General features: G+C 62.1%; 22 protein-coding genes. 6 read left to right on the plus strand and 16 right to left on the minus strand.

Annotated elements, in window-relative coordinates:
- Positions 1–36 precede the first annotated feature (36 nt).
- The 9 genes from DQ405_RS11330 to DQ405_RS11370 all read right to left on the minus strand — a co-directional run bounded on the left by DQ405_RS11330 (position 37) and on the right by DQ405_RS11370 (position 9,110).
- Positions 37–1,194, minus strand: a complete 1,158-nt coding sequence (locus tag DQ405_RS11330) for a D-alanyl-D-alanine carboxypeptidase family protein (RefSeq protein WP_168424317.1) — start codon at positions 1,192–1,194, stop codon at positions 37–39.
- A 77-nt stretch (positions 1,195–1,271) separates the two neighbouring features.
- Complete coding sequence (locus tag DQ405_RS11335) at positions 1,272–2,261, minus strand: septal ring lytic transglycosylase RlpA family protein (protein WP_168424318.1); 990 nt, start codon at positions 2,259–2,261, stop codon at positions 1,272–1,274.
- Entirely contained in the window at positions 2,258–3,205 is a 948-nt protein-coding gene (mltB, locus tag DQ405_RS11340) for a lytic murein transglycosylase B (RefSeq protein WP_168424319.1), read from the minus strand. Before mltB ends, DQ405_RS11335 begins: the two co-directional genes overlap by 4 nt.
- 83 nt (positions 3,206–3,288) lie before the next feature.
- Entirely contained in the window at positions 3,289–4,392 is a 1,104-nt protein-coding gene (gene rodA, locus DQ405_RS11345; RefSeq protein ID WP_174824669.1) for a rod shape-determining protein RodA, read from the minus strand.
- 38 nt (positions 4,393–4,430) lie between these two features.
- Positions 4,431–6,320 (minus strand): penicillin-binding protein 2, encoded by a 1,890-nt coding sequence (mrdA, locus tag DQ405_RS11350; RefSeq protein ID WP_168424321.1) that lies wholly within the window; start codon positions 6,318–6,320, stop codon positions 4,431–4,433.
- Between the two features lie 16 nt (positions 6,321–6,336).
- On the minus strand, positions 6,337–6,804 hold the full coding sequence (rlmH, locus tag DQ405_RS11355) for a 23S rRNA (pseudouridine(1915)-N(3))-methyltransferase RlmH (protein ID WP_168424322.1): 468 nt from the start codon (positions 6,802–6,804) through the stop codon (positions 6,337–6,339).
- 7 nt (positions 6,805–6,811) lie between these two features.
- Positions 6,812–7,171, minus strand: a complete 360-nt coding sequence (gene rsfS / locus DQ405_RS11360; RefSeq protein ID WP_045424039.1) for a ribosome silencing factor — start codon at positions 7,169–7,171, stop codon at positions 6,812–6,814.
- Positions 7,172–7,185: 14 nt separating this feature from the next.
- Positions 7,186–7,845, minus strand: coding sequence for a nicotinate-nucleotide adenylyltransferase (nadD, locus tag DQ405_RS11365; protein ID WP_168424323.1), 660 nt, complete (start codon positions 7,843–7,845; stop codon positions 7,186–7,188).
- Positions 7,845–9,110 carry a glutamate-5-semialdehyde dehydrogenase gene (locus tag DQ405_RS11370; protein ID WP_168424412.1) on the minus strand — a complete coding sequence of 422 codons (1,266 nt, stop codon included), beginning with the start codon at positions 9,108–9,110 and terminating at the stop codon, positions 7,845–7,847. Before DQ405_RS11370 ends, nadD begins: the two co-directional genes overlap by 1 nt.
- A 243-nt stretch (positions 9,111–9,353) precedes the next feature.
- On the opposite strand from DQ405_RS11370, the gene DQ405_RS11375 reads away from it, so the two are divergent.
- Entirely contained in the window at positions 9,354–10,673 is a 1,320-nt protein-coding gene (locus tag DQ405_RS11375; RefSeq protein WP_168424324.1) for a bifunctional DedA family/phosphatase PAP2 family protein, read from the plus strand.
- A 27-nt stretch (positions 10,674–10,700) separates the two neighbouring features.
- Here the strand turns inward: DQ405_RS11375 and DQ405_RS11380 are convergent, their stop codons facing one another.
- Genes DQ405_RS11380 through DQ405_RS11390 form a run of 3 tightly spaced genes read right to left on the minus strand, consistent with a single transcriptional unit; the run spans position 10,701 to position 12,379 of the window.
- Complete coding sequence (locus tag DQ405_RS11380) at positions 10,701–11,291, minus strand: LON peptidase substrate-binding domain-containing protein (protein ID WP_168424325.1); 591 nt, start codon at positions 11,289–11,291, stop codon at positions 10,701–10,703.
- Positions 11,292–11,300: 9 nt separating this feature from the next.
- Positions 11,301–12,020 (minus strand): LrgB family protein, encoded by a 720-nt coding sequence (locus DQ405_RS11385; protein WP_168424326.1) that lies wholly within the window; start codon positions 12,018–12,020, stop codon positions 11,301–11,303.
- Positions 12,017–12,379: a CidA/LrgA family protein gene (locus tag DQ405_RS11390; protein WP_168424327.1), complete on the minus strand. Its 363-nt coding sequence runs from the start codon at positions 12,377–12,379 to the stop codon at positions 12,017–12,019. The genes DQ405_RS11385 and DQ405_RS11390 overlap by 4 nt, the downstream gene beginning before the upstream one ends.
- A gap of 189 nt (positions 12,380–12,568) precedes the next feature.
- Between DQ405_RS11390 and DQ405_RS11395 the strand changes: the two genes are divergently transcribed.
- From DQ405_RS11395 to DQ405_RS11405, 3 genes are all read left to right on the plus strand, one after another.
- A complete protein-coding gene (locus DQ405_RS11395) occupies positions 12,569–13,024 on the plus strand; it encodes a MaoC family dehydratase (RefSeq protein WP_168424328.1) in 456 nt (151 codons plus the stop codon).
- Between the two features lie 75 nt (positions 13,025–13,099).
- Positions 13,100–14,779, plus strand: a complete 1,680-nt coding sequence (locus tag DQ405_RS11400; RefSeq protein WP_168424329.1) for a C13 family peptidase — start codon at positions 13,100–13,102, stop codon at positions 14,777–14,779.
- 20 nt (positions 14,780–14,799) lie between these two features.
- Positions 14,800–15,441 carry an oxidoreductase gene (locus DQ405_RS11405; RefSeq protein WP_168424330.1) on the plus strand — a complete coding sequence of 214 codons (642 nt, stop codon included), beginning with the start codon at positions 14,800–14,802 and terminating at the stop codon, positions 15,439–15,441.
- A gap of 25 nt (positions 15,442–15,466) precedes the next feature.
- On the opposite strand, the gene orn is transcribed toward DQ405_RS11405, so the two are convergent.
- Positions 15,467–16,009 (minus strand): oligoribonuclease, encoded by a 543-nt coding sequence (gene orn, locus DQ405_RS11410; protein ID WP_168424331.1) that lies wholly within the window; start codon positions 16,007–16,009, stop codon positions 15,467–15,469.
- A 28-nt stretch (positions 16,010–16,037) separates the two neighbouring features.
- Positions 16,038–16,847, minus strand: coding sequence for a class I SAM-dependent methyltransferase (locus DQ405_RS11415; RefSeq protein WP_168424332.1), 810 nt, complete (start codon positions 16,845–16,847; stop codon positions 16,038–16,040).
- Positions 16,848–16,971: 124 nt separating this feature from the next.
- On the opposite strand from DQ405_RS11415, the gene rsgA reads away from it, so the two are divergent.
- Positions 16,972–18,003, plus strand: a complete 1,032-nt coding sequence (gene rsgA / locus DQ405_RS11420; RefSeq protein WP_168424333.1) for a small ribosomal subunit biogenesis GTPase RsgA — start codon at positions 16,972–16,974, stop codon at positions 18,001–18,003.
- A 43-nt stretch (positions 18,004–18,046) separates the two neighbouring features.
- On the opposite strand, the gene motB is transcribed toward rsgA, so the two are convergent.
- On the minus strand, positions 18,047–19,063 hold the full coding sequence (motB, locus tag DQ405_RS11425) for a flagellar motor protein MotB (RefSeq protein WP_168424334.1): 1,017 nt from the start codon (positions 19,061–19,063) through the stop codon (positions 18,047–18,049).
- 2 nt (positions 19,064–19,065) lie between these two features.
- Positions 19,066–19,917: a flagellar motor stator protein MotA gene (gene motA / locus DQ405_RS11430; RefSeq protein ID WP_168424335.1), complete on the minus strand. Its 852-nt coding sequence runs from the start codon at positions 19,915–19,917 to the stop codon at positions 19,066–19,068.
- A gap of 165 nt (positions 19,918–20,082) precedes the next feature.
- Here motA and DQ405_RS11435 point away from each other — a divergent pair, with 165 nt between their 5' ends.
- On the plus strand, positions 20,083–21,597 hold the full coding sequence (locus tag DQ405_RS11435) for an HDOD domain-containing protein (RefSeq protein ID WP_168424336.1): 1,515 nt from the start codon (positions 20,083–20,085) through the stop codon (positions 21,595–21,597).
- Positions 21,598–21,619: the final 22 nt, after the last annotated feature.

Here is a 21,619-nt window from a genome sequence, read left to right on the forward strand (position 1 = left end):
GCGCCCGGCGAACAACCAGGGCGCACTCAAGAGATATCAGTTGAAGAGATTGAAGAAGAACAGCTGAATGCTATCCCAGAGACGGCGGAACAACCCACCTTCTTCCACGGCGTGCAGCGCGATCAGGTCTGTGCTCTGCAGTACTTGGCCATCGAGGGTGACTTCCACCTTGCCGATCACATCACCTTGCTGGATGGGCGCTGTCAGCTCGGGATTGAAGGTCAGGCCAGCCTGCAGCTTGTCCATTTGGCCGCGCGGGAGGGTCAGAGTCAGGTCGTTCGCCAGCCCTGCGCTGATCTGCTCCTGCTGGCCTTTCCAGACCCGCGACTGTGCCAGCTCGACACCCTTCTGGTAGAAGGTCTTGGTTTCGAAGAAGCGGAAGCCGTAGGTCAGCAATTTCTGCGTTTCGGCGGCGCGCGCCTGCTCGCTGTCGGTGCCGAACACGACGCTGATCAAACGCATGCCGTCGCGCACTGCCGAGGCCACCAGGCAGTAGCCAGCTTCTTCGGTATGCCCGGTTTTTAGCCCATCAACCGTCTTGTCACGCCACAGCAGTAGATTGCGGTTGGGCTGCTTGATGTTGTTCCAGAAGAATTCCTTCTGCGCGTAAATGCCGTAATGCGCCGGATCTTCATAGATGATGGCGCGAGCCAGCTTGGCCATGTCAGCCGCGGACGAGTAATGCTCCGGGTGTGGGAGCCCGGTGGAGTTCATGAAATGGCTGTTGGTCATGCCCAACCGTTGGGCCGTGCTGTTCATCAGATCAGCGAAGGCTTCTTCGCTGCCGGCAATATGCTCGGCCATGGCCACGCTGGCGTCATTGCCGGATTGGATGATGATGCCGTGCAGCAGATCGTCGACCGAAACCTGCGTATTGACCTGGATGAACATCCGCGAACCGCCGGTACGCCAAGCCTTTTCGCTGACGGTGACCATGTCGCTTTCGGAGATCTGGCCCTTCTGGATTTCCAGGGTGGCGATGTACGCAGTCATCAGCTTGGTCAGACTGGCCGGCGGCAGGCGTTCATCGCCCGCATTCTCAACCAGCACTTTGCCGCTGGCCGCGTCCATCAGAACGTAGGATTTCGCCGCCAGCTGCGGTGGCGACGGAATGATCGGCTCGGCCCAGGCGGCTGGCGCTACGGCCAGCACGGTGACGAGGAACAGGCGGTGCACGAAGGTGGTGATAGTCATTGCTCTCTCAGAAAGTGGTGTTGGCAAAAACAATTGTTGAATCAGGGTCGTTTTCCATACATGGCCAGGGCGTGGCCTTAATCGCCCCGTACTCGCCGTGGAGTTCCCAGATTGGCGAGACGGACGCTCTGCTCGAGCTGCGTGGCTTCATCCAGGGAGTCGATCGGCCCGAGGCGCACCCGGTGCAGGATCTGATCCTGATGAACCACCGAACTGACGAATACCGGCGCAGCGGTCATGCTGCTGAGCTTGTCTCGCAACAGCTGTGCAGCGTCCGGATTGGCGAACGCACCGACCTGCAGGAACACCCCAGGCTTGGCAGCGGCCGCCTTGCCACTGTCGCCGACCTGGACCGGCACGGTTGCGCCCGCGTGCTGCGCTGGGGGCGGCGTGTATTGCTCGACCGGCTGCGCTAGCGAGTTACCGGCAGGTTTACTGGCAACCTTCTTTGGCTGGGCCAGCATCATCGGTGCGGGTTGACCACGCTCGGCCCACCATTGCTCGGGGTCGATACCTTCGACCTTCACCCGCGCCGTCCCGGTTTCTGCGTAACCCAGCTTCTTCGCCGCAGCGAAAGACAGATCGATGATCCGATCCGAATAGAACGGGCCGCGGTCGTTGACCCGCAGCACTACCGTCTTGCCGTTATCGATGTTGGTCACCCGAACGTAACTGGGCAGGGGCAAGGTTTTGTGTGCCGCACTCATGCCGTACAGATCGTATTTCTCGCCGTTGGCGGTCGGCTGGCCATGAAATTTGGTGCCGTACCAGGACGCAGTACCGGTGGCCCGATAGTTGCGCCCATCACCGATCGGATAGTAGGTCTTGCCTAATACCGTGTAGGGATTGGCCTTGAACGGCCCGTTATGTGGCGTGGGCGTCGCATCGGGAATGCTGGACACATCAACGTCCCACCAGGGCGCGCCGTCCTTGTGCGGGCGTGAATAATCATCGGGGCCACTGATACCCGTGCTCACAGTAGATGCCGGCGGCTGCGGCGTCGGGGAAGACGAACACGCGGCCACGAGGACAACGGCGGCGGCTGCCGTCAGCAAACGAACCGTCATTGGGTCCCCCGCGCCTGGGCCAGTTGCTCGGCAAGCTGATGCACCGCCATGGCGTACATTACGCTCCGGTTGTAGCGAGTGATGACGTAGAAGTTCGGCAAGCCTACCCAGTATTCGTCACCGTCGGCGCCGTCCAGACGGAAGGCAGTCACGGCGGTGTCATCCGCCATGTCCTTATCGTTTTGCCATTGCCAGCCCAGTTGGCGAAGCTCGGCGGCATTCTTGACCGGCTCGAGGCCCTCGGTCAGTCCTTCGCTGTGCCGCTTACCCTTTACCGTCGCCCGCGCTACGACGGGCTCATCAGCCGTCCAGCCGTGCTGCTTGAAATAATTAGCGGCGCTGCCGATGGCATCGACCGGGTTCTTCCAGATATCGATACGACCGTCGGCATCGAAATCCACGGCATAGGCGCGAAAGCTGCTCGGCATGAATTGCGGCAGGCCCATCGCACCGGCATAGGAACCGGTCAGCGTCAGCGGATCGACCTGCTCTTCGCGGGCCAGCAACAGAAATTCCTTGAGCTGCTGGCGGAAGAACGGCTGGCGCGGCGGATAATCGAAGCCCAATGTCGACAACGCATCGATGACGCGGTAGCTCCCGGTGTTACGACCGTAGAAGGTCTCGACGCCGATGATCGCGACGATCACCTCGGCCGGCACGCCATACTCCTGTTCGGCGCGTGCGAGCGCGGCCTCGTTTTCACGCCAGAAATCGACCCCCTGAGCCACGCGCGAATCGGTGATAAAGATCGGACGGTATTCCTTCCATGGCTTGACGCGCTCAGCCGGCCGCGAAATGGCGTCGAGAATCGCCTGTTTACGTTCCGCCTGCGCCAGCATTTCAATCAGCTGCTCACTGGCGAACCCGTAGTCCTGGGTCATTTCGCGAACGAACTCGGCGACCTTTTCGCCCTGGTAATCCGCCGCCAAAGCCGCCGGAGTCATGCTGAACGCACCGAAAAGACCCGCCCCACAGAGCGCTCGTGCCAACCAGCCAAACCGTATTGAATTCAAGAAATTCACTCTAATCAAACCTGTGCGATCCACTTGCGATGGGTGTGGATCGACATCAAAACCCCGAACCCTGATAGCAGGGTCACCAACGAAGTGCCACCAAAACTGATAAAGGGCAGCGGTACCCCTACGACCGGCAGCAGCCCGCTGACCATACCGATATTGATAAACACATATACGAAGAACGTCATCGTAAGCGCGCCGGCAAGCAATTTGCCGAACAAGGTCTGCGCCTGAACCGTGATCACCAGCCCGCGCGCGATCAGCAGAAGATAGACCAGCAGCAGCAGGCAGACGCCGACCAGACCGAACTCTTCGGCCAGGACCGCAATGATAAAGTCCGTATGGCTTTCCGGCAAAAAATCCAGGTGCGACTGGGTGCCCAGCAGCCATCCCTTGCCGAATACACCGCCCGAACCGATCGCCGCCTTGGATTGAATGATGTTCCAGCCGGTGCCTAGCGGGTCGCTTTCCGGGTCGAGGAAGGTCAGCACGCGCTGTTTCTGATAGTTATGCAGGACGAAATACCACATGGCCACAGCGATGGGGACGAGAGCCGCTATCGCAGTCAGGATCCAGCGCCAGCGCAGCCCGGCGATGAACAACACGAACGCACCGGAAACCAGCACCAGCAGCGACGTGCCCAGATCCGGTTGTTTGAGAATCAGCACGAAGGGCACCACGATCAGCGCCAGGCTGATTGCCGTGTGCTTGATATTGGGCGGCAGGGCCCGTGCCGAGAGATACCAGGCGATCGTCATCGGCATGATGATCTTCATGAACTCGGACGGCTGGAAGCGAATCACTCCGGGAATGTTGATCCAGCGGGTCGCGCCCATCGCCGTATAGCCGACGAATTCCACCGCCAGCAGCAGCGCGACCACCGCCAGATAACCGAGCGGGACCCAACGCGCCATGAACCTGGGCTCGAGCTGGGCAATCACGAGCATCGCACCCAGGCCAATACCGTAAGAGGTGGCCTGTTTGATCAGCAGCTCCCAGTTTTTGCCGCCCGCCGAGTAGAGAACAAACAGACTACCGGCCGCCAATAGCAGCAGCAGTAGCAGCAATATCCCATCGATATGCATACGCTGCAGCAGCGTCGCCCGACGGCGCATCACATCGGTAGTCGAGAGCGTGCGGTCGAATGTCCCGCTCATGGCTTGGGTCCTTCGGCTGTCAACGGCGGCGCATATTCGGCCTTCAGCTCACCTGCCTCGTTGAGCAGCCAGGCGTCCATGACCTGTTTGGCCACCGGGGCCGCCACACCGGAGCCGGACTCGCCGTTCTCCACCATGACCGCGACCGCGATCTGCGGGTCATGCACGGGTGCGAAGGCCACGAACAGCGCGTGGTCACGATGCCGTTCGGCAAGCTTTTCGCTGTCGTACCGTTCGCCCTGCTTGATGGCCACCACCTGGGCTGTGCCGCTCTTGCCGGCAATGCGATAGACGGAAGTATCACCGACCTTCTTGGCCGTACCGCGCGCACTATGCAGTACCGCTTCCATGCCATCGATTGCGGCATCCCAATAGTCAGGATCGCGCAGCTGGATGTCCGGCACCGGCTCGGGATCGACCGGTGACACACCCTCGACGCTCTTCGCCAGATGCGGGCGAATCCACTTACCTTGCGTCGCCATCAGCGCGGTCGCCTGGGCTAGCTGCAGCGGCGTGGTCTGCATGTAACCCTGCCCGATCCCCAGGATGACGGTTTCGCCCGGATACCAGGGCTGACGGTAACGTGCCCGCTTCCACTCTCGCGACGGCATTAGGCCGGCGGTCTCTTCGAACATGTCCAGCGCCACACGCTGACCGATGCCGAAACGGGTCATGTACTCGTGCATCCGGTCGATGCCCATCTTGTGGGCCAGATCGTAAAAGTAGGTGTCGTTGGAGCGCAGAATCGCCGTTTCCAGGTCCACCCACCCATCGCCACCGCGGTTCCAGTTTCGATATTTGTGCTTCACATTCGGAAGCTGGAAGAAACCTGGGTCGAATACCTTGCTGTCTTCGGTTACGACACCCGTGTCGAGGCCGGCCACCGCCATCATCGGCTTGATGGTCGACCCAGGCGGGTACAAACCGCGCAGCACGCGGTTGAATAGCGGCTGATCGATCGAGTCGCGCAGCTCACCATACGCCTTGAAACTGATTCCAGTGACGAACAGATTGGGATCGAAGCTCGGCTGACTGACCATCGCCAGCACCTCGCCAGTCGCAGGCTGCAACGCCACTATCGCTCCCCGGCGTCCCGCCAAAGCGGCCTCGGCCGCCTCCTGCAACTCCAGATCAAGCGTCAGGGTGATGTCCTTGCCTGGAATCGGATCGGTGCGCTTGAGCACGCGTAGCACGCGGCCACGAGCGTTGGTTTCGACTTCCTCGTAACCGACCTGGCCATGCAAGGCGTCTTCATAGAACCGCTCGATGCCGGTCTTGCCGATGTGGTGGGTGCCACTGTAGTTGACCGGATCGAGCTGCTTGACTTCCGCCTCGTTGATCCGGCCGACGTAGCCGACCGAATGCGCGAAGTGCTCCCCCTGCGGATAATGCCGGACCAGCTGCGCGGCAACCTCGACGCCAGGCAGACGGAACTGATCCACGGCGATGCGAGCAATCTGCTCCTCGGACAACTCGTACATGATCGGCACCGGCTCGAACGGCCGCCGCCCCTGCAGCACGCGCTTCTCGAACAGCTCGCGCTCCTCGCTGGATAGCTCCAGTACCTCGACCACGGTATCCAACGTCTTGCGCCAATCTTCGGCGCGCTCACGAGTCACCGTCAGGCTGAAGCTAGGGCGGTTATCCGCGATGAGCTTACCGGTCCGATCAAAGATCAGCCCCCGATTGGGCGGAATCGGCTGGACATGAACGCGGTTGTTCTCGGAAAGGGTGGAATGGTGCTGGTATTGCACAACCTGCAGGTAATACAGACGCGCAATCAACACGCCGATCAGCAGCAACACCATTGCGCCGCCCACAAGCACGCGCTGACGCACCAGGCGGGCGTCCTTTTCATGGTCCTTGAGGGGAATCGGCTGGGACATCTTGGGCTTGGCTGTACTACTTGTGGTAAGGGTGACCCGACAGCAACGTCCAGGCGCGATAGATCTGCTCGCCGATGAGAATGCGCACCAGCGGATGTGGCAGGGTCAGCGGCGACAGCGACCAGCGTTGTTCACTACGTGCGCAGACCTCGGGCGCCAACCCCTCCGGCCCGCCAACCATCAGGTTGATGTTGCGCGCGTCCAACCGCCAGCGCTCCAGTTCGGTCGCCAATTGCTCGGTGCTCCAGGGGCGACCCGTCACTTCCAGGGTGACGATCCGCTCGCCGGGCTGCACCTTCGCCAGCATGGCCTCGCCTTCCTGGCGAATCAACCGCGTCACGTCGGCATTCTTGCCGCGCGTGTTAAGCGATATTTCATGCAGCTCCAGCGGCAGCTCGGACGGCAGGCGCTTGGCATATTCATGCCAACCGTCTTCGACCCAACGCGGCATCTTCGAGCCCACCGCGATCAGCTTGATCCGCATGGATCGATTATTCCTGCTCGCCTGCGTGCTGCGCGCGGCTCTGCTCGGCGCCCTGCCAGAGACGCTCGAGGTCATAGAACTGGCGAGTCGGAACCTGCATGACATGCACCACCACATCGCCCAGGTCGAGCAACGCCCACTCGCCACCGTCCAGCCCTTCGCTGCCCAGCGGACGGACGCCCTGCTCCTTGACTTTCTCGAGTACGTTCTCAGCCAACGACTTCACGTGACGGCTGGAGGTGCCGCTGGCAATCACCATGAAGTCGGTGACGCTGGTCTTGCCGCGGACATCGATGGTCGTGATATCGGTGCCTTTCAGGTCTTCCAGGGCGCTAACGGCCAGCTGGGCCAAAGAATCATTTTGCATAGTGTGAAACAACCTCAGTTCGACGCCCGGTACAGTCCGTGCGCGTTGATATAAGCCAGTACGGCGTCGGGTACCAGAAAACGGACCGACCGGCCGCTGGCCAGAAATTGACGTATTCGTGTGGCCGACACCTCGAGAGGTGCCTGCCAGACAAAGGCGATTTGCCCGCTCCCGCCGGCAAGGGCCTGCGGGTCATTCACGCTGCGTGCCGCCAGCAGGTCCCGCAGCGCTTCCGGCGCCTCACTGTCGGCATCCGGCCGCTGCATGACAAGGATATGGCAGTGATCGAGCAGCTCTTCCCAGCGATGCCAGCTGGGCAGCCCGCAAAAGGCGTCCCAACCGACGATAAGAAAGATCTGGTCGTCGTGTTCCAGCTCTTCACGCAGCGATTCCAGCGTGTCGAGGGTATACGACGGCTTGTCGCGTTCCAGCTCGCGCGCATCGACCGCCAGCAGCGGCAGATCCTGTACAGCCAACCGGACCATAGCCAGGCGGTCCTGTGCGGAGCTGTTCGGGGTTTCGCGATGCGGCGGACGGAAATTCGGCGTCAGGCGCACCTCATCGAGCTTCAGCGTTTCGGCGACTTCCAGCGCCCCGCGCAAATGCCCGATATGCACCGGATCGAAGGTGCCACCGAGAACTCCGATGCGCCGTGGCCTGCGGGTAGCGCTCATCAAGTACGCACGTGACCGTCGCCGAAGACCACATACTTCTCGCTGGTCAGCCCTTCCAGACCCACCGGTCCGCGCGCGTGCAGTTTATCGGTGGAAATACCGATTTCTGCGCCCAACCCATACTCGAATCCATCGGCGAAACGCGTGGATGCATTGATCATCACCGACGCCGAGTCGACTTCGGTGATGAAGCGCCGCGCATCGGTGAAATTTTCCGTGACGATCGCGTCAGTGTGCTGCGAACCGTAGCGGTTGATGTGCGCGATGGCATCGTCCAGCGAATCGACTATTCGAATCGACAGGATCGGGGCGTTGTACTCGGTGGACCAATCCTCTTCGCTGGCGGCTAGCACTTCGTTGCCCAGTAATTCGCAGGTTCGCGCGCAGCCTCGCAGTTCGACGCCCTTGTCCCGATAGATCGCAGTCAGCGGCGGCATGACACGCTCAGCGATGGACGCGTGCACGAGCAGCGTTTCCATCGTGTTACAAGGCGCGTAGCGCTGGGTCTTGGCATTATCTGCGATGCGAATGGCCTTGCCGACATCAGCAGCCTGATCGATGAACACGTGACAGATGCCGTCCAGATGCTTGATCACCGGCACCTTGGCATCACGGCTGATGCGTTCGATCAGACCCTTGCCACCGCGGGGCACGATGACGTCGACATAGTCGGGCATGGTGATCAGCGCACCGACGGCAGCACGATCAATGGTCTCGACGACCTGCACCGCGGCAGCCGGCAGATCGGCCTCGGCCAACCCCAACAGGATGCAGCGGGCAATCGCCTGGTTCGAATGAATCGCTTCCGAGCCGCCACGCAGGATGGTGGCGTTGCCTGATTTCAGACAGAGGCTGGCCGCGTCGATGGTTACGTTCGGCCGCGACTCATAGATGATCCCGACCACACCCAGCGGCACGCGCATCTTGCCGACCTGAATACCCGACGGTAGGTACCGCATGTCACGAATTTCGCCGATTGGATCGGGCAGGCTCGCGACCTGGCGCAACCCTTCGATCATGTCGTCAATGCGCGCCGGGGTCAGCGCCAGACGATCGAGCATAGCCTCATCCAGACCATTCGCGCGCCCCGCAGCGAGGTCTTGCTGGTTAGCACTGACCAGCTCCTCGCGCGCGGCATCGAGCGCGGCAGCAGCGGCGTGCAGCGCGCGGTTCTTCTGCGCGGTGGTGGCTCGCGCAAGCACGCGCGACGCCTCGCGCGCGGCGCGACCGAGGCGGGTCATGTAGTCGAGTACGGACTCGGTCATGGTCTGGCTAGCCTGACTGAAGGGAAAGCGGCTGATTATAGCCACCCGCACGCCTCACGCACAGCAGCGCCGGGCGAATGGCTGTAACGCGACGGCCCCGAGGTGCAACCACCCCGGCCATACGACCGGACGAACCCACACTTAAGCCATCGCCAGCTGCCGATGGCATTGGCATTATCAGCGCAGGGTTGAAACCGAGGCACCTACTGCCGGGTCGAAACCGTCTCGATTCAAGGAAAACCCATGCCCGAATGGCTCACCGCACTCACCGGCTGGCTCGCTGAAAACCCCCAGTGGCTGGGCCTCAGCCTGTTCCTGGTGGCTTGCCTGGAATGCCTAGCGGTGGTCGGCCTGCTAATGCCCGGCACCGTCCTGGTATTCGCCATTGCCATGCTCGCCGGCAGCGGCGTGCTGAGTCTCGGCGAAACATTACTGCTGGGCTACGCCGGTGGCCTGCTCGGCGATCTACTGTCATACGGGCTGGGGCGACGCTATCACCAGAACATTCGCAGCATTCGGGGCTTGCGCGACCACCCGGAATGGCTGACGCGGGCCGAGCTGTACTTCGAACGCTACGGCATCGCCAGCCTCCTCGTGGGCCGTTTCATCGGTCCGCTGCGGCCCATGTTGCCACTCACCGCCGGCATGCTCGATATGCCGTTCGGGCGTTTCTTCCTGGTCAGCCTGATTGCCGCGGCCGGCTGGGCGATGGCCTATCTGCTGCCGGGCTGGACGGCTGGCGCTGCCGTACGATTGCCGTTGCCGGATGGATTCTGGCCGGAGGCCGGACTCATCCTCGGCGCGCTGTTGATATTGATTGGCGGCGTGGTGCACAGCAGCCTGCATCAGATGCGCTGGGTCACGCCGCTGGCCGCCGGCCTCAGCGCCGCGATTCTGATCGGTTTGTTCTTCGGCTGGCCCCATCTCGTGGAATTCGACGAAGGCCTGATGACAGTCGTCCAGGGCGAACGCAGCCCGATATTCGACCGATTCATGGTCGTGGTCACCCGCGCTGGCGACTTCCACACACAGCTATGGGCCGCGGTGCTTCTGAGCCTGCTGTTAATCGCGGTGAAGCAGCGGCGAGCGGCCGCTTTCGCGATCCTCACGCTGCTGGGCACAGCGCTGGCCAATGGTGCGCTGAAAGCAACCTTTGGGCGGGTCCGCCCGGAAATACTTCTCGACCCCTTGCACAGCTTCAGTTTCCCCAGCGGTCACAGTTCGGCGGCGTTCGCTTTCTTTCTCACGCTCGGGGTACTTGCAGGGCGCGGTCAACCACCGCGCCTGCGCCTGGCCTGGGTGCTGCTGGCTGGGCTGCCAGCGACCGCCATTGCCCTGTCACGGGTTTATCTGGGCGTACACTGGCCTACCGATGTGATTGCCGGCGCCTTGCTGGCCGCCACCATTTGCGCCGTGAGCCTGACCATCGTTCAGTGGCGCACACCGATGCAAGCGCTCTCGCCCCGGATATGGTGGCTGATTCTGCCCGCGACCCTGGGGCTGATCGGAGCGTTTGCGGTCTGGGCACTACCGGGTGCCATGCTGCTGTATCGCTATCAGTAACCGCTCGGCGACAGTAGCCAGGCAGCCCTAATCGACGGCATCTCCCTGCAATTGCTCCAGCCAACGCTGGATGCGCTGGAGCTGCTGCTGCGGATCGTCCAGCTGCAGCAACTCAACCTTCTGCTCCGGCTGAAAGGGCAACAGATACGCCAGCTGATGCGCCAGCGAACGCTGCCCCTGCGCCGCGCCGCCCATGCCCAGGGTTTCGACCATCGGGTGCTGACCCAGGGCCTCGAGCAGAATCGCCAGGTCGGCGTATTCGTCGCCCAGCGGCCTGTCGTCACCCTCATCTCGCCAGTTGACCTCGGCGACCGTCAGCTGATCACGTTGCACTTCGGCCGAGAGCACATCGAAGCGCCGCCCGCCCTCGACGCGGATGCCCAGCAAACCATTGGGGCGCTGCTGCCAGTCGCGGATCAGCGCCTCGCAACCGATCGGGGCATATTCGCGGGCCGCCAGCCCCACCTCGCTGCCTTCGACAATGCGCACCACACCAAAGCCATGCCCCGCCTTCATGCAGCTGCTGACCATATCGAGATAGCGTGCCTCGAAAATCTGCAGATCGAGTGTGCAACCGGGAAACAACACGGTATCGAGCGGAAACAACGGCAGTTTCATTCAAGCTCCTTACGACAACAGCAACACGGCCAGCGGCAGCAGCACCGCCGTCATCACACCCATCAGACTCATCGCCAGCGCTGCGAAAGCACCGCACTCGTCGCCTTCCTGCAGGGCCTGCGCGGTCCCCACGGCATGCGCGGTCAGGCCCAGCGCCATGCCGCGGGCAGCAGGATGCAGAACGCCAAAGCGGCGCAACAGTTCCGGACCGACGATCGCGCCGATGATGCCGGTAATCATCACGAAAACCGCCGCCAGCGCCACCACGCCGCCAATCTGCTCAGCTACCAGCATGGCGATTGGCGAGGTCACCGACTTGGGCGCCAGCGTCATCAGAATCATCTGGTCGGCGCCGAAGGCCCAGGCGAGCGCCATTCCCAGCGCAGTGGCGCCGGTTCCAGCCAGCAGCAACGTGAGCATGATCGGTCCAAACAACTCGCGAATCCGCCGCAGGTTGAGATACAGGGGCACCGCCAGCGCCACGGTGGCGGGCCCGAGCAACACGGTGAGCATTTGCGCACTGCCGCGGTATTCGTCATAACTGAGTCCGCAGACCAGCAAGATTCCGATGACCATTACCATCGATACCAGCACCGGCTGCAGATACACCCAGCGAGTTTTTTCGTAGGCCGCATAAGCCAACTGAAAAGCTGCCAGGGTGATCGCCACGCCGAATAGCGGGTGGTGGATCACCGCGTCCCAGGCCGCCTGCCACTGCACCGCGATCATGCTCGGCCCGCCTTGCGCTGCTGACGGCGAATCAATAGTTGCATCAGCCAGCCGGTGAATATCAACGACACCACCAGTGAAAGCACCAATACCCCAACGATGGCCCAGAAATCATCGAGGATCGCCTCGGTATAGGCCATCACTCCCACCGCTGGCGGTACCAGCAGCAGCGGCAGGTAACGCAACAGACTCCGCGCCGCCAACTGTAGCGACTCGCTCGCCTGACCACGAACCAACAGTGCCACGAACAGCAGCAGCAACCCGATAATCGGCCCAGGCAATATTGGCAGCACCATCACGTTGAGCGCGGTGCCGAGCAGTTGAAACAGCACCAGCCAGGTTAACCCGCGTAACAACATGAAAGCCTCCGCAGCAAAAAAGGAGCGCAATTATAGGCCGCTCTCTGCAATGAAACCCCTGCAGGCGCCGGTCCGGCCTATGACCCAGTATTCGCGGTAATCATCCTTGGTTGTTTCGCCGCCAGGCGCATGCTGATCTAACCATCCGCACTCGTATTCGAACAAAACAACAAATGCCCGGAGGGATATATGCCGCAAGTACCCGTTGCAGAACTCAAGGACTATATTGGCAAGGAGCTTGGTCGCTCCGAATGGTTCACCGTCGATCAACAGCGAGTCGACCAATTCGCTGATTGCACCGGCGACCATCAGTTCATCCACATCGATCCTGAGAAAGCCGCACAGACGCCGTTCGGCGGCACCATCGCGCATGGTTTCCTGTCGCTGTCGCTGCTGCCGATGCTGATGGAGCACCTGATGATCAGGCCCGAAGGCACCAAGATGGGCGTCAACTACGGGCTCGACAGTCTGCGTTTCATCCAACCCGTCAGGGTCGGCTCGCGGGTTCGCGTGGCCGCGACACTGCTCGACGCTTACGAGAAAAACCCGGGCCAGTGGCTGCTCAAATCGCGGGCCGTAATGGAAATCGAGGGCGTGGAGAAGCCCGCCTATATCGCCGAAACCCTGGCGCTCTGCGTCATCTGAGTCGACGGGGTGCGGCGTTGTCGCACCCCGTCGGGTTTGCGGCATACTGCGGTCATCGCATTTCTGGATAGCCGCATGCGCCACCTCACCCCGTTCTTGTTCATTTGCCTCCTGGCCGCCTGCGGTGAAGGCGAGCTGCTGCTGCCCGCCGATGCCGTGCTGCCAGACGGCGGACGCTACCGCGGAGAGATCGTCAATGGCCTGCTGCAGGGCGAAGGGCGCATCGACTATCCCAATGGCAGCCATTATCGCGGCTCGTTCAAAGATGGTCAGTGGCACGGCCAGGGCTTCTGGCAGGGTGCCAACGGCGATCACTACGAAGGCGAGTTCAAACAGGGGCTGTTCGACGGCCAGGGCCGTTTCACCTATGCCACGGGCGGCATCTACGAGGGGCGCTTCCTGCGTGGCAGCCTCAACGGCAAGGGCCGCTATACCGAGCAGGACCTGAGCTATGAAGGCGAATTCCAGAACGACCTCTACCATGGCACGGGCACGTTGCAGCACGCCGACGGCACCACCTATCAGGGCAGCTTCGTCGATGGCCAGCCCGACGGCGAAGGCACCCGCAGCGATGCCAGCGGCGAGTTTAGCGGCACCTTCGTCAAAGGCCGTCTGAATGGCGAAGGCGCTTATCGAGGCAGTGACGGCGCGAACTATCTAGGCCAGTTCCGTGACGACCTGTTCCATGGTCCGGGCCGCTATGAAGACGCCAGTGGCGCAGTCTGGAAGGGCACCTTCAAGCACGGCGAACTGAGCGGTGAGGGCGAGTATGCAGGCGTCGACGGCACCCGCTATAGCGGAGCGTTCAGGCGCTGGCAGTATCACGGCGAGGGCGACCTGCTGCAGCCGGACGGCAGCCGTTACAAGGGCCGTTTCCGAGCGGGTCGGTTCGACGGGCCGGGCACCCTCACCCTCGCTGACGGCACGACACAGACCGGCATCTGGCGTGCCGGTCGCCTGAGCCATGACGCCACCGGCAGGCGTCTGCCGGATCCGCTGGAGGTCGGCCTGCTGCGCCAGGGGAAGCTGCTCACCGAAGCGCTCGAGGCAGTACCGGCATCGACCCCGGCGACGGAGCTCTACAGCCTGACCCTCGCTGGAGACGGGCAGCAGAGCGTATTCCTGCGCGAAGTGGGTTATGTCGACAAGCTATTAGCGGAACGCTTCGCCGCCCATGGTCAGATCACACTGATCAACCATCGCGACCACTTCACCGATCGGCCGCTGGCGACCCGCGAAAATCTCTCCCGCGCCATTCACACGTTATCCGAGCGCAGCGGTGCAGAGGACCTGATCTTCATCTATCTAACCAGTCACGGCTCGGCCGACCATAAGCTGGTACTGACACAACCGCGGCTGGCGCTGGAGGACCTGCCCGCAGCCGATCTGGCGGCGTTGTTGCAGCCGCTCGCCGGACGCGACAAGGTGGTGGTGATCTCCGCCTGCTATTCCGGCGGATTCATTGAACCGCTGAAAAGCCCGAACACCCTCGTGATTACAGCTGCTCGCGCCGACCGGGTGTCATTCGGCTGCTCAGAGGAAAGCGACTTCACCTACTTCGGCCGCGCGCTGTTCGCCGAGGCCCTGCAGCAGACCAGGGATATTGTGGAAGCCTTCACGCTGGCACAGGAGAGAGTTGCCGAACGAGAGCAAGCCGACGACTATCAGGCTTCGGAGCCACAGATCTGGGCCCCGGAGCAGGTTGTCGAACACTGGCGTGCGCTGAACGAACAACAGCCCACGCCGACCGACTGATCGTTACAGGAAGCCAAACCATGTATTTGACGCCACAGCGCATTTTGCTTGCCGGCGCCACCGGGCTAACCGGCGAGCATCTGCTCGACCGCCTGCTCAACGAACCCACTGTGGAGTGCGTCCTGGCGCCCTGCCGCAAGCCGTTGGCCGAACACCCGCGACTTGTAAACCCGGTCGGACCGCTGCAGACGCTGCTGCCGCAGTTGCCGGGAGACATCGACACCGCCTTCTGCTGCCTGGGCAGCACCATCAAGGAAGCAGGCAGCCAGGAAGCCTTCCGTGCGGTCGATCATGATCTGGTCGTGCAGTTCGCCAGACGCGCGCGCGAACTGGATGTGCGGCATCTGCTGGTAATCAGCTCCCTGGGTGCCAACCCGGACAGCTCGATTTTCTACTGTCGGGTCAAGGGCGAGATGGAAGAGGCTCTGCGCGCCCAGGACTGGCCGCAACTGACCATCGTACGCCCATCGCAGCTACTCGGTCCGCGCACGGAAGTGCGGCCAGTCGAGCGACTGACCGCGCCACTCTCCTATCTGCTGCCCGGCAAATACCGCGGTATCTCTGCTTGCACCCTAGCTCGTGCGCTCTGGCGCCTGGCGCTGGAGGAAGGCGACGGTACGCGGATAGTCGAATCCGACGAGCTGCGGAAGCTAGGGCGGTAAGCTGCTGCATCCGTGTGGTTGTCGTTCAAAACTTGATGAAGTGCTCGCGGTAGTGGCGCAGCTCGGCAATCGATTCACGAATGTCGTCCAGCGCCAGGTGCGTGCCGCTCTTCTTGAAGCTGGCCAGCACCTCCGGCGCCCAGCGCGCCGCCAGCTCCTTGAGAGTCGAGACATCCAGGTTGCGGTAGTGGAAGTACGCTTCCAGGCGCGGCATGCGACGGTACAGGAAGCGCCGATCCTGACAGATGCTGTTGCCGCAGATTGGTGACTTGCCCTTGGGCACCCACTGCTCGAGAAACGCCAGCGTCTGAGCTTCGGCCTCCTCGGTAGAGATTCGGCTGTCACGCACCCGCTGAGTCAGCCCGGAGCCGCCATGCTGACGGGTATTCCACTCATCCATGCCGGCGAGAATTTCGTCGCTCTGATGGACCGCAATGACCGGCCCCTCGGCCAGAACGTTGAGCTGGCTGTCGGTGACAATAGTCGCCATCTCGATGATGACGTCGTTGTCCGGATCCAGGCCGGTCATTTCCAGGTCGATCCAGATCAGATTCTGCGGGTTCTGCATGGTGAGCTCCTTGGCTGTGGCGCGCAGTTTAGCCGCTCGCAGTGCGGCCGTCAGGTTGCGCATCGCCCCCGGGCCGCCAGATCAGTAGGCGCGAGTGACGCCAGTCATCGACAGGCAGGACTTCTTGCGCCTCGACGCCCGGCACTTCGAAGCTGTTGCTGATCAGCAGCGCGCCCGGGCGCATCTCTTCGCGCGCCTTCTCCCACAAGACCGGCATGGGCGCAGGCGAAAGGAAACAGTAGATCACGTCGTAATGACCCAGCGGCTCACGCCAGATGCTACGAAAGCGCACCCGACAGTTGCGCTGGAACAGGCAGCGCAACCAGCACAACACAAAGGTCAGCGGCGCGGTTTCGACGCCCACGAACTGCCCGTCCGGAAAGGCCCGCGCCAGCCGCAGCAGGGTGCCACCGAGGCCGCTTCCCAGGTCGATGAGCCGAAAGCTGTCCGGCAGTTGCGCCAACCGTAGAATTAGTTGCTGCTCGGTTGCGGTGCCGGTCAGATACAGCGGCACCCGCTCGGTCAACGCATTCCAGTTCAATAACACCAGCACCATGAAGCCAACCAGCAGCATCCAGGGTGGCAACGAATGCCCCTGCAGCAGGACCAGCCCCGGCACGAAGCCGAGATTGATCGGTAGCCACCAGCGCGACAGTCCGAATAATTGCCCGATCAGCGCCGCGAGCGCCCCCTGCAGCCAGGCCGCAGTCAGCAGACTGACATGCCAACCCAGCAACCGCGCCAGAACCAGCAACAGCAGCCAGCTGACAAGCAGTGACGACAACTGGCTGAGCAAAGCCAGCAGGGTCGGATATCGCGCAACACGTAAAGCAGGCATGGGCGCTCGCTGCAGCAAGAACGGAAGCGAAGTCTAACCATCCGACAGCGCTCCATACAGGGCCGTAGCCGCGCTCGACGGCATGCTAGACTCGCCACTTTTCCAGCCTGGGCACCGCACTCAAATGGCCAAACGCCAACTCAACCGCCGGCAGAACTGGCGCATCGAGAAGATCCAGGAAGAGCGCGCATTGCGCGCAGCACGGCGGGAATCACGCACCATCGAAGAGCTCGAGGGCGGCGATCTCGGTCCGGAACAGACCGGCCTGGTGATCGCCCACTTCGGTGTGCAGGTGGAAGTGGAAGCCCAGGAGGACGAGCACCGCGGCCAGGTCTTCCGCTGCCACTTGCGCGCCAACCTGCCAGCCCTGGTCACCGGCGATCGAGTGGTCTGGCGTCCAGGCAATCAAGGCATCGGCGTGATTGTCGCGCAACTGCCGCGGCAAACCGAACTGTGCCGACCCGACACTCGCGGCCAGCTCAAACCGGTGGCCGCCAACGTCGACCTGATCGTCATCGTCTTCGCTCCCTTGCCGGAACCTCACGCCAACCTCATCGATCGCTACCTGATCGCCGCCGAGCACGCCGGTATTACGCCGCTGCTGCTGTTGAACAAGGCGGATCTGATCGATGCGCAGAACGAAGGTGCCCTCAATGCATTGCTGGGGGTGTACCGAACGCTGGGCTACCCGCTGATGGAGGTTTCCGCCCATGACGGCGCAGGCATGGACGCACTGAAGGCCAGGCTCGACGGCCACGTCAGCGTGTTCGTCGGCCAGTCAGGAGTGGGCAAGTCATCGCTGGTGAACAGCCTGCTGCCTGGCGTCGATACCCGCGTCGGAGCGTTGTCGGAAATGACCGGCAAGGGCACACATACCACCACCACCGCACGACTGTTCCACTTTCCCGGCGGCGGCGAGCTAATCGATTCCCCGGGCATTCGCGAATTCGGCCTGGGCCATGTCAGCCGCGCCGATGTGGAAGCCGGCTTCATCGAGTTCCAGGAATTGCTGGGGCATTGCCGCTTTCGTGATTGCAAGCACGACCGCGAGCCGGGGTGTGCACTGCTGAAAGCGCTGGAGCAGGGGGAAATCCAGCCGCAGCGCATGGCCAGCTACCGGCATATCATCAGTAGCCTGCCGGAAGCCGACTATTAGTCAGCAGGCACTTTCCCCACGAACCGGAGGCCAAGCGCCTGAATCAGTTGCCGCCGGGCTGATCGAACTCCAGCACGCCATCCTCGAAGATGTTCAGCCGCTCACGCAATTGCGGCGGTTGCAGCGGCTCGATGGTCTCTTCGACTGAAGCCGGCATCGGGGCATCGCTCGGGGGCCCTTGCCTTGGAACCGGAGACGCACCTGCCGCGTCCGATTGTTCGCCCTCGATGGTGCGCTGCGCCTTCTTGGTCAGCACGAGAATGTCGATGCGCCGATTGACCGGATTCAATGGCTCTTCACGGTCGAACAGCGCCGACGAGGCATAGCCCACCACGCGAGCGATCTGCTCCTCGGGGTAGCCACCGGCGACGAGGGTACGCCGGGCCGCATTGGCACGCCCCGAGGACAGCTCCCAGTTGCCGAAATCGCCTCGCCCCGAGTAAGGCTTGGCATCGGTGTGGCCGCTGACACTGATCTTGTTCGGCACCGCGCGAATGGTATCGGCCATTGCCAGCAGGATGTCTTCGAAATAGGGCTGCAGCTGCGAGCTGCCCAAGGCGAACATCGGCCGATTGGCCGCATCCATGATCTGGATGCGCAAGCCATCCTGGGTAATCTCGAACAATATCTGGTCCTTGAAGCGGGTCAGGTCTGGATTCTCATCGACCTTGTTCTGCAACTCCTGCAGCAATAGCTCCAGCCGCTCGCGCTCCAGTTGCTCGGCAAAGGTTTCCGCCTGCTCGGCATCAATCTTCGATTCGCTCTGCTGGACGGCCGGGTCCACTTCATCATTGAGGGTACGGTCGGGGGCTGGCGTCGGCGTGCCACCGAGATCGATCACATGTGGGCTCGCACTTTCAGTGAAACCAATAGGGTCCTGGAAGTAGCCGGAAATGGCGCGCTTCTGTTCCGGCGTGGCCGAGGACATCAGCCACATCACCAGGAAGAAGGCCATCATGGCGGTCGCAAAGTCGGCGAAGGCAATCTTCCATGCGCCACCGTGATGACCGGCGGCCGTTTTCTTGACCCGCTTGATGATGATCGGTTGGTTGTTGTCCACGGTCAGCTACCGCGCATGGCTTGTTCCAGCTCGGAGAAGCTCGGCCGGTGCGCGGACAGCAGCACCTTGCGGCCGAACTCCACCGCCAGGGTCGGCGGCATGCCGGAGGCGGACGCGACCAGGGTCGCCTTGATGCCCTCATAGAGGTTCAGTTCTTCCTTGGCGTCATGTTCGAGCGCGGCCGCCAGCGGACCGAAGAAGCCATAGGAGGCCAGGATGCCGAGGAAGGTACCGACCAGGGCCGTGCCGACCTTTTCGCCGATCTCGGCATTGTTCGCCTCGGCCAGCACCGACATGGTAACGACGATACCCAGCACCGCCGCGACGATACCCATCGCAGGCAGGCCATCGGCAACGCGGGCTACGGCATGGGAGGGATGTTCCAGTTCCTCTTTCAGGCTGTTCAGTTCCATGTCGAAGAGCCCCTCCAGTTCATGCGGGGCCATGTTGCCCGACGACATGATCCGCAGGTAATCGCAGATGAACGCGGTCATCCGCTCGTCTTTCAGAATCGCCGGGTATTTGCTGAAGATGGGACTGGCGCTGGGCTCCTCCAGATCCGCCTCGATCGCCATCATGCCCTCGCGACGACTCTTGTTAAGAATTTCATAGAGAAGCCCCAGCACTTCAAGGTAGTACTTGTGGGTATACCGCGAGCTGAACATCTGTAGCGACTTCCGGAACACTACCTTGATGGTGCTTCCCGGGTTCGCCTGGAGGAAGCCGCCCAGTGCCGCGCCACCGATGATCATCAGTTCGAAAGGATGAATAAGCGCGCCGAGTTTGCCGCCGGACAGCACGAAACCGCCAAGCACGCTGGCGATGACTACGATGATGCCGATGATTTTTGCCATAGGAGGGTACGTCTAGAACCTGATCACAGGGCACCTGGAAGAAGCCGCGCGGTGTCGCGCGCCCACTGGGTTACAGGCGGGGGCGTATGAAAGAATTGTTCGGGTTATCGGTCGTTTTGCGCCAGACTAAAGGCCATCCCGATGAAATGCTAGTTCGATGGCGCCATGACCACGACTCCTGTACCCCGCTCTCTTCCCGCCTGGCTCAAGACGCTGGACGCCGTTGTGTTGCCTGCGTTTGCCGACCCGTATGCGCGCGTCCATCGGGCGCTGGGCGATAGCAGCATGTCCATGCGCCAGATCGCAGAGCTGACCCAGGAAAGCCCGGTCCTGGCGCTGAGCGTGATTCGCGAAGCCAATCGTAACGCCGTATCCACCAGCAAACCGGCCGAGAGCCTGGAAGTGGCGCTCAGTCGCATTGGCCTGAAACGCGCCGAGGCGTTGTTCGCTCGGATACCGGCAAGCCAACCCCGTGACATCCCGAGGCCTCTGCGGCAGATATTGCTTATCAGCGCTCATGCCAGCCAGCAAGCCAACGGGTTGTTCGCCGCCCGCCTCGCGCGGCTCTGGCAGGAAATCCACTGGAGCAGCCTGCTGTTTCTCGCACCCATCTGGGCACTGATCGCGGCACATCCGGAACTGTTCGAGGCCTGGGAGCAGAGGGTGCTGGTCAGGCGTGAACCGGCCCACCAGGTTGAGCAGTCCTTGCTCGGCGTGCCGCTGCTGGAGCTTTGCGCGGTGACGGCCGAACACTGGCGACTGCCTGGCTGGATTGCCCAGGGCTACAGGCTGCTGAGCGACAATCGGCGCATGCTGATCAAGGCACTGCATATCGCCCGGGACAATGAACACCCGCTGCACCAGCAACAAATGCTCGATGCCGATCCGGAGCTACGCCGCTGGCTGACCCTGCCGGGCAACACCATCGTCCTCGCCAATGGCCTGGCGCTCTCGGCACACCACAGCTGGAGCGGCATTCACAGCCTGCGCTGGCAGCGTCTCGCCGGGCTCTATTTGCAGGTGCCGCTGGCCGAGCTGCAGCAAATGGTGCATCAGCAAGCCGTAGCCAGCGCACAGGAGACCGGGCCGACCGATCTCTGGCATCCGGCGCAAGGACTTCTGTGGCCATGGGCAAGTGTTTTTCAGGCCCAACGGCTGGCGAAGCTGCCCGATACCGAAGCGCTGGCGCAATGGCGCACGCATTGTCGTGAACTGCTCATCGAACCCTGTCCATACGACAATATCGTTCAGCTCACCGCGACCGCATGCCAAGCACTGACCTGTGCAGGTATGCAGCGGGTGCTGTTGATGCTTGTTGATCGCAAGCAACAGCGCCTGGTCAGCCAGCAGGCGAACGGATTGCCGCCCGAAGCCGCCAGACTGACCCTCGATGCAACCCAGAGCCAAGTGTTGCGCAGATTGTTGGAAAAGCCCGTGCTGCTGCGACTCGAGCCCGACAACGTGGCGCAGTTTTCAGCGTTGTTGCCGGGAGCCCTGAAGGCGCTGTTCCCCAGCGAACATGTGCTGCTGCGCTCCGTGGGTCATGAGGGCCGGGTAGTTATGCTGCTGGTGGCCGACCAGAGCAACACCGCGTTCAGCGAAGTGGGTCTGCAAGCCTTTACCAAGACCGCCCAGTGCATCGAGCGGGCCCTGGCGATATACAGCAAACGCGGCCGCTGATTTTTTTCGCTAGACTTGGTCC

This window comes from Pseudomonas sp. SST3, assembly GCF_003325755.1.

Bases quoted from the DNA above. Each gene is read 5' to 3' on its own strand.
- DQ405_RS11330 (WP_168424317.1), bottom strand. From the start codon at position 1,194: ATGACTATCACCACCTTCGTGCACCGCCTGTTCCTCGTCACCGTGCTG.
- DQ405_RS11335 (WP_168424318.1), bottom strand. From the start codon at position 2,261: ATGACGGTTCGTTTGCTGACGGCAGCCGCCGCCGTTGTCCTCGTGGCC.
- mltB (WP_168424319.1), bottom strand. From the start codon at position 3,205: ATGACTCCGGCGGCTTTGGCGGCGGATTACCAGGGCGAAAAGGTCGCC.
- rodA (WP_174824669.1), bottom strand. From the start codon at position 4,392: ATGCGCCGTCGGGCGACGCTGCTGCAGCGTATGCATATCGATGGGATA.
- mrdA (WP_168424321.1), bottom strand. From the start codon at position 6,320: ATGTCCCAGCCGATTCCCCTCAAGGACCATGAAAAGGACGCCCGCCTG.
- rlmH (WP_168424322.1), bottom strand. From the start codon at position 6,804: ATGCGGATCAAGCTGATCGCGGTGGGCTCGAAGATGCCGCGTTGGGTC.
- rsfS (WP_045424039.1), bottom strand. From the start codon at position 7,171: ATGCAAAATGATTCTTTGGCCCAGCTGGCCGTTAGCGCCCTGGAAGAC.
- nadD (WP_168424323.1), bottom strand. From the start codon at position 7,845: ATGAGCGCTACCCGCAGGCCACGGCGCATCGGAGTTCTCGGTGGCACC.
- DQ405_RS11370 (WP_168424412.1), bottom strand. From the start codon at position 9,110: ATGACCGAGTCCGTACTCGACTACATGACCCGCCTCGGTCGCGCCGCG.
- DQ405_RS11375 (WP_168424324.1), top strand. From the start codon at position 9,354: ATGCCCGAATGGCTCACCGCACTCACCGGCTGGCTCGCTGAAAACCCC.
- DQ405_RS11380 (WP_168424325.1), bottom strand. From the start codon at position 11,291: ATGAAACTGCCGTTGTTTCCGCTCGATACCGTGTTGTTTCCCGGTTGC.
- DQ405_RS11385 (WP_168424326.1), bottom strand. From the start codon at position 12,020: ATGATCGCGGTGCAGTGGCAGGCGGCCTGGGACGCGGTGATCCACCAC.
- DQ405_RS11390 (WP_168424327.1), bottom strand. From the start codon at position 12,379: ATGTTGTTACGCGGGTTAACCTGGCTGGTGCTGTTTCAACTGCTCGGC.
- DQ405_RS11395 (WP_168424328.1), top strand. From the start codon at position 12,569: ATGCCGCAAGTACCCGTTGCAGAACTCAAGGACTATATTGGCAAGGAG.
- DQ405_RS11400 (WP_168424329.1), top strand. From the start codon at position 13,100: ATGCGCCACCTCACCCCGTTCTTGTTCATTTGCCTCCTGGCCGCCTGC.
- DQ405_RS11405 (WP_168424330.1), top strand. From the start codon at position 14,800: ATGTATTTGACGCCACAGCGCATTTTGCTTGCCGGCGCCACCGGGCTA.
- orn (WP_168424331.1), bottom strand. From the start codon at position 16,009: ATGCAGAACCCGCAGAATCTGATCTGGATCGACCTGGAAATGACCGGC.
- DQ405_RS11415 (WP_168424332.1), bottom strand. From the start codon at position 16,847: ATGCCTGCTTTACGTGTTGCGCGATATCCGACCCTGCTGGCTTTGCTC.
- rsgA (WP_168424333.1), top strand. From the start codon at position 16,972: ATGGCCAAACGCCAACTCAACCGCCGGCAGAACTGGCGCATCGAGAAG.
- motA (WP_168424335.1), bottom strand. From the start codon at position 19,917: ATGGCAAAAATCATCGGCATCATCGTAGTCATCGCCAGCGTGCTTGGC.
- DQ405_RS11435 (WP_168424336.1), top strand. From the start codon at position 20,083: ATGACCACGACTCCTGTACCCCGCTCTCTTCCCGCCTGGCTCAAGACG.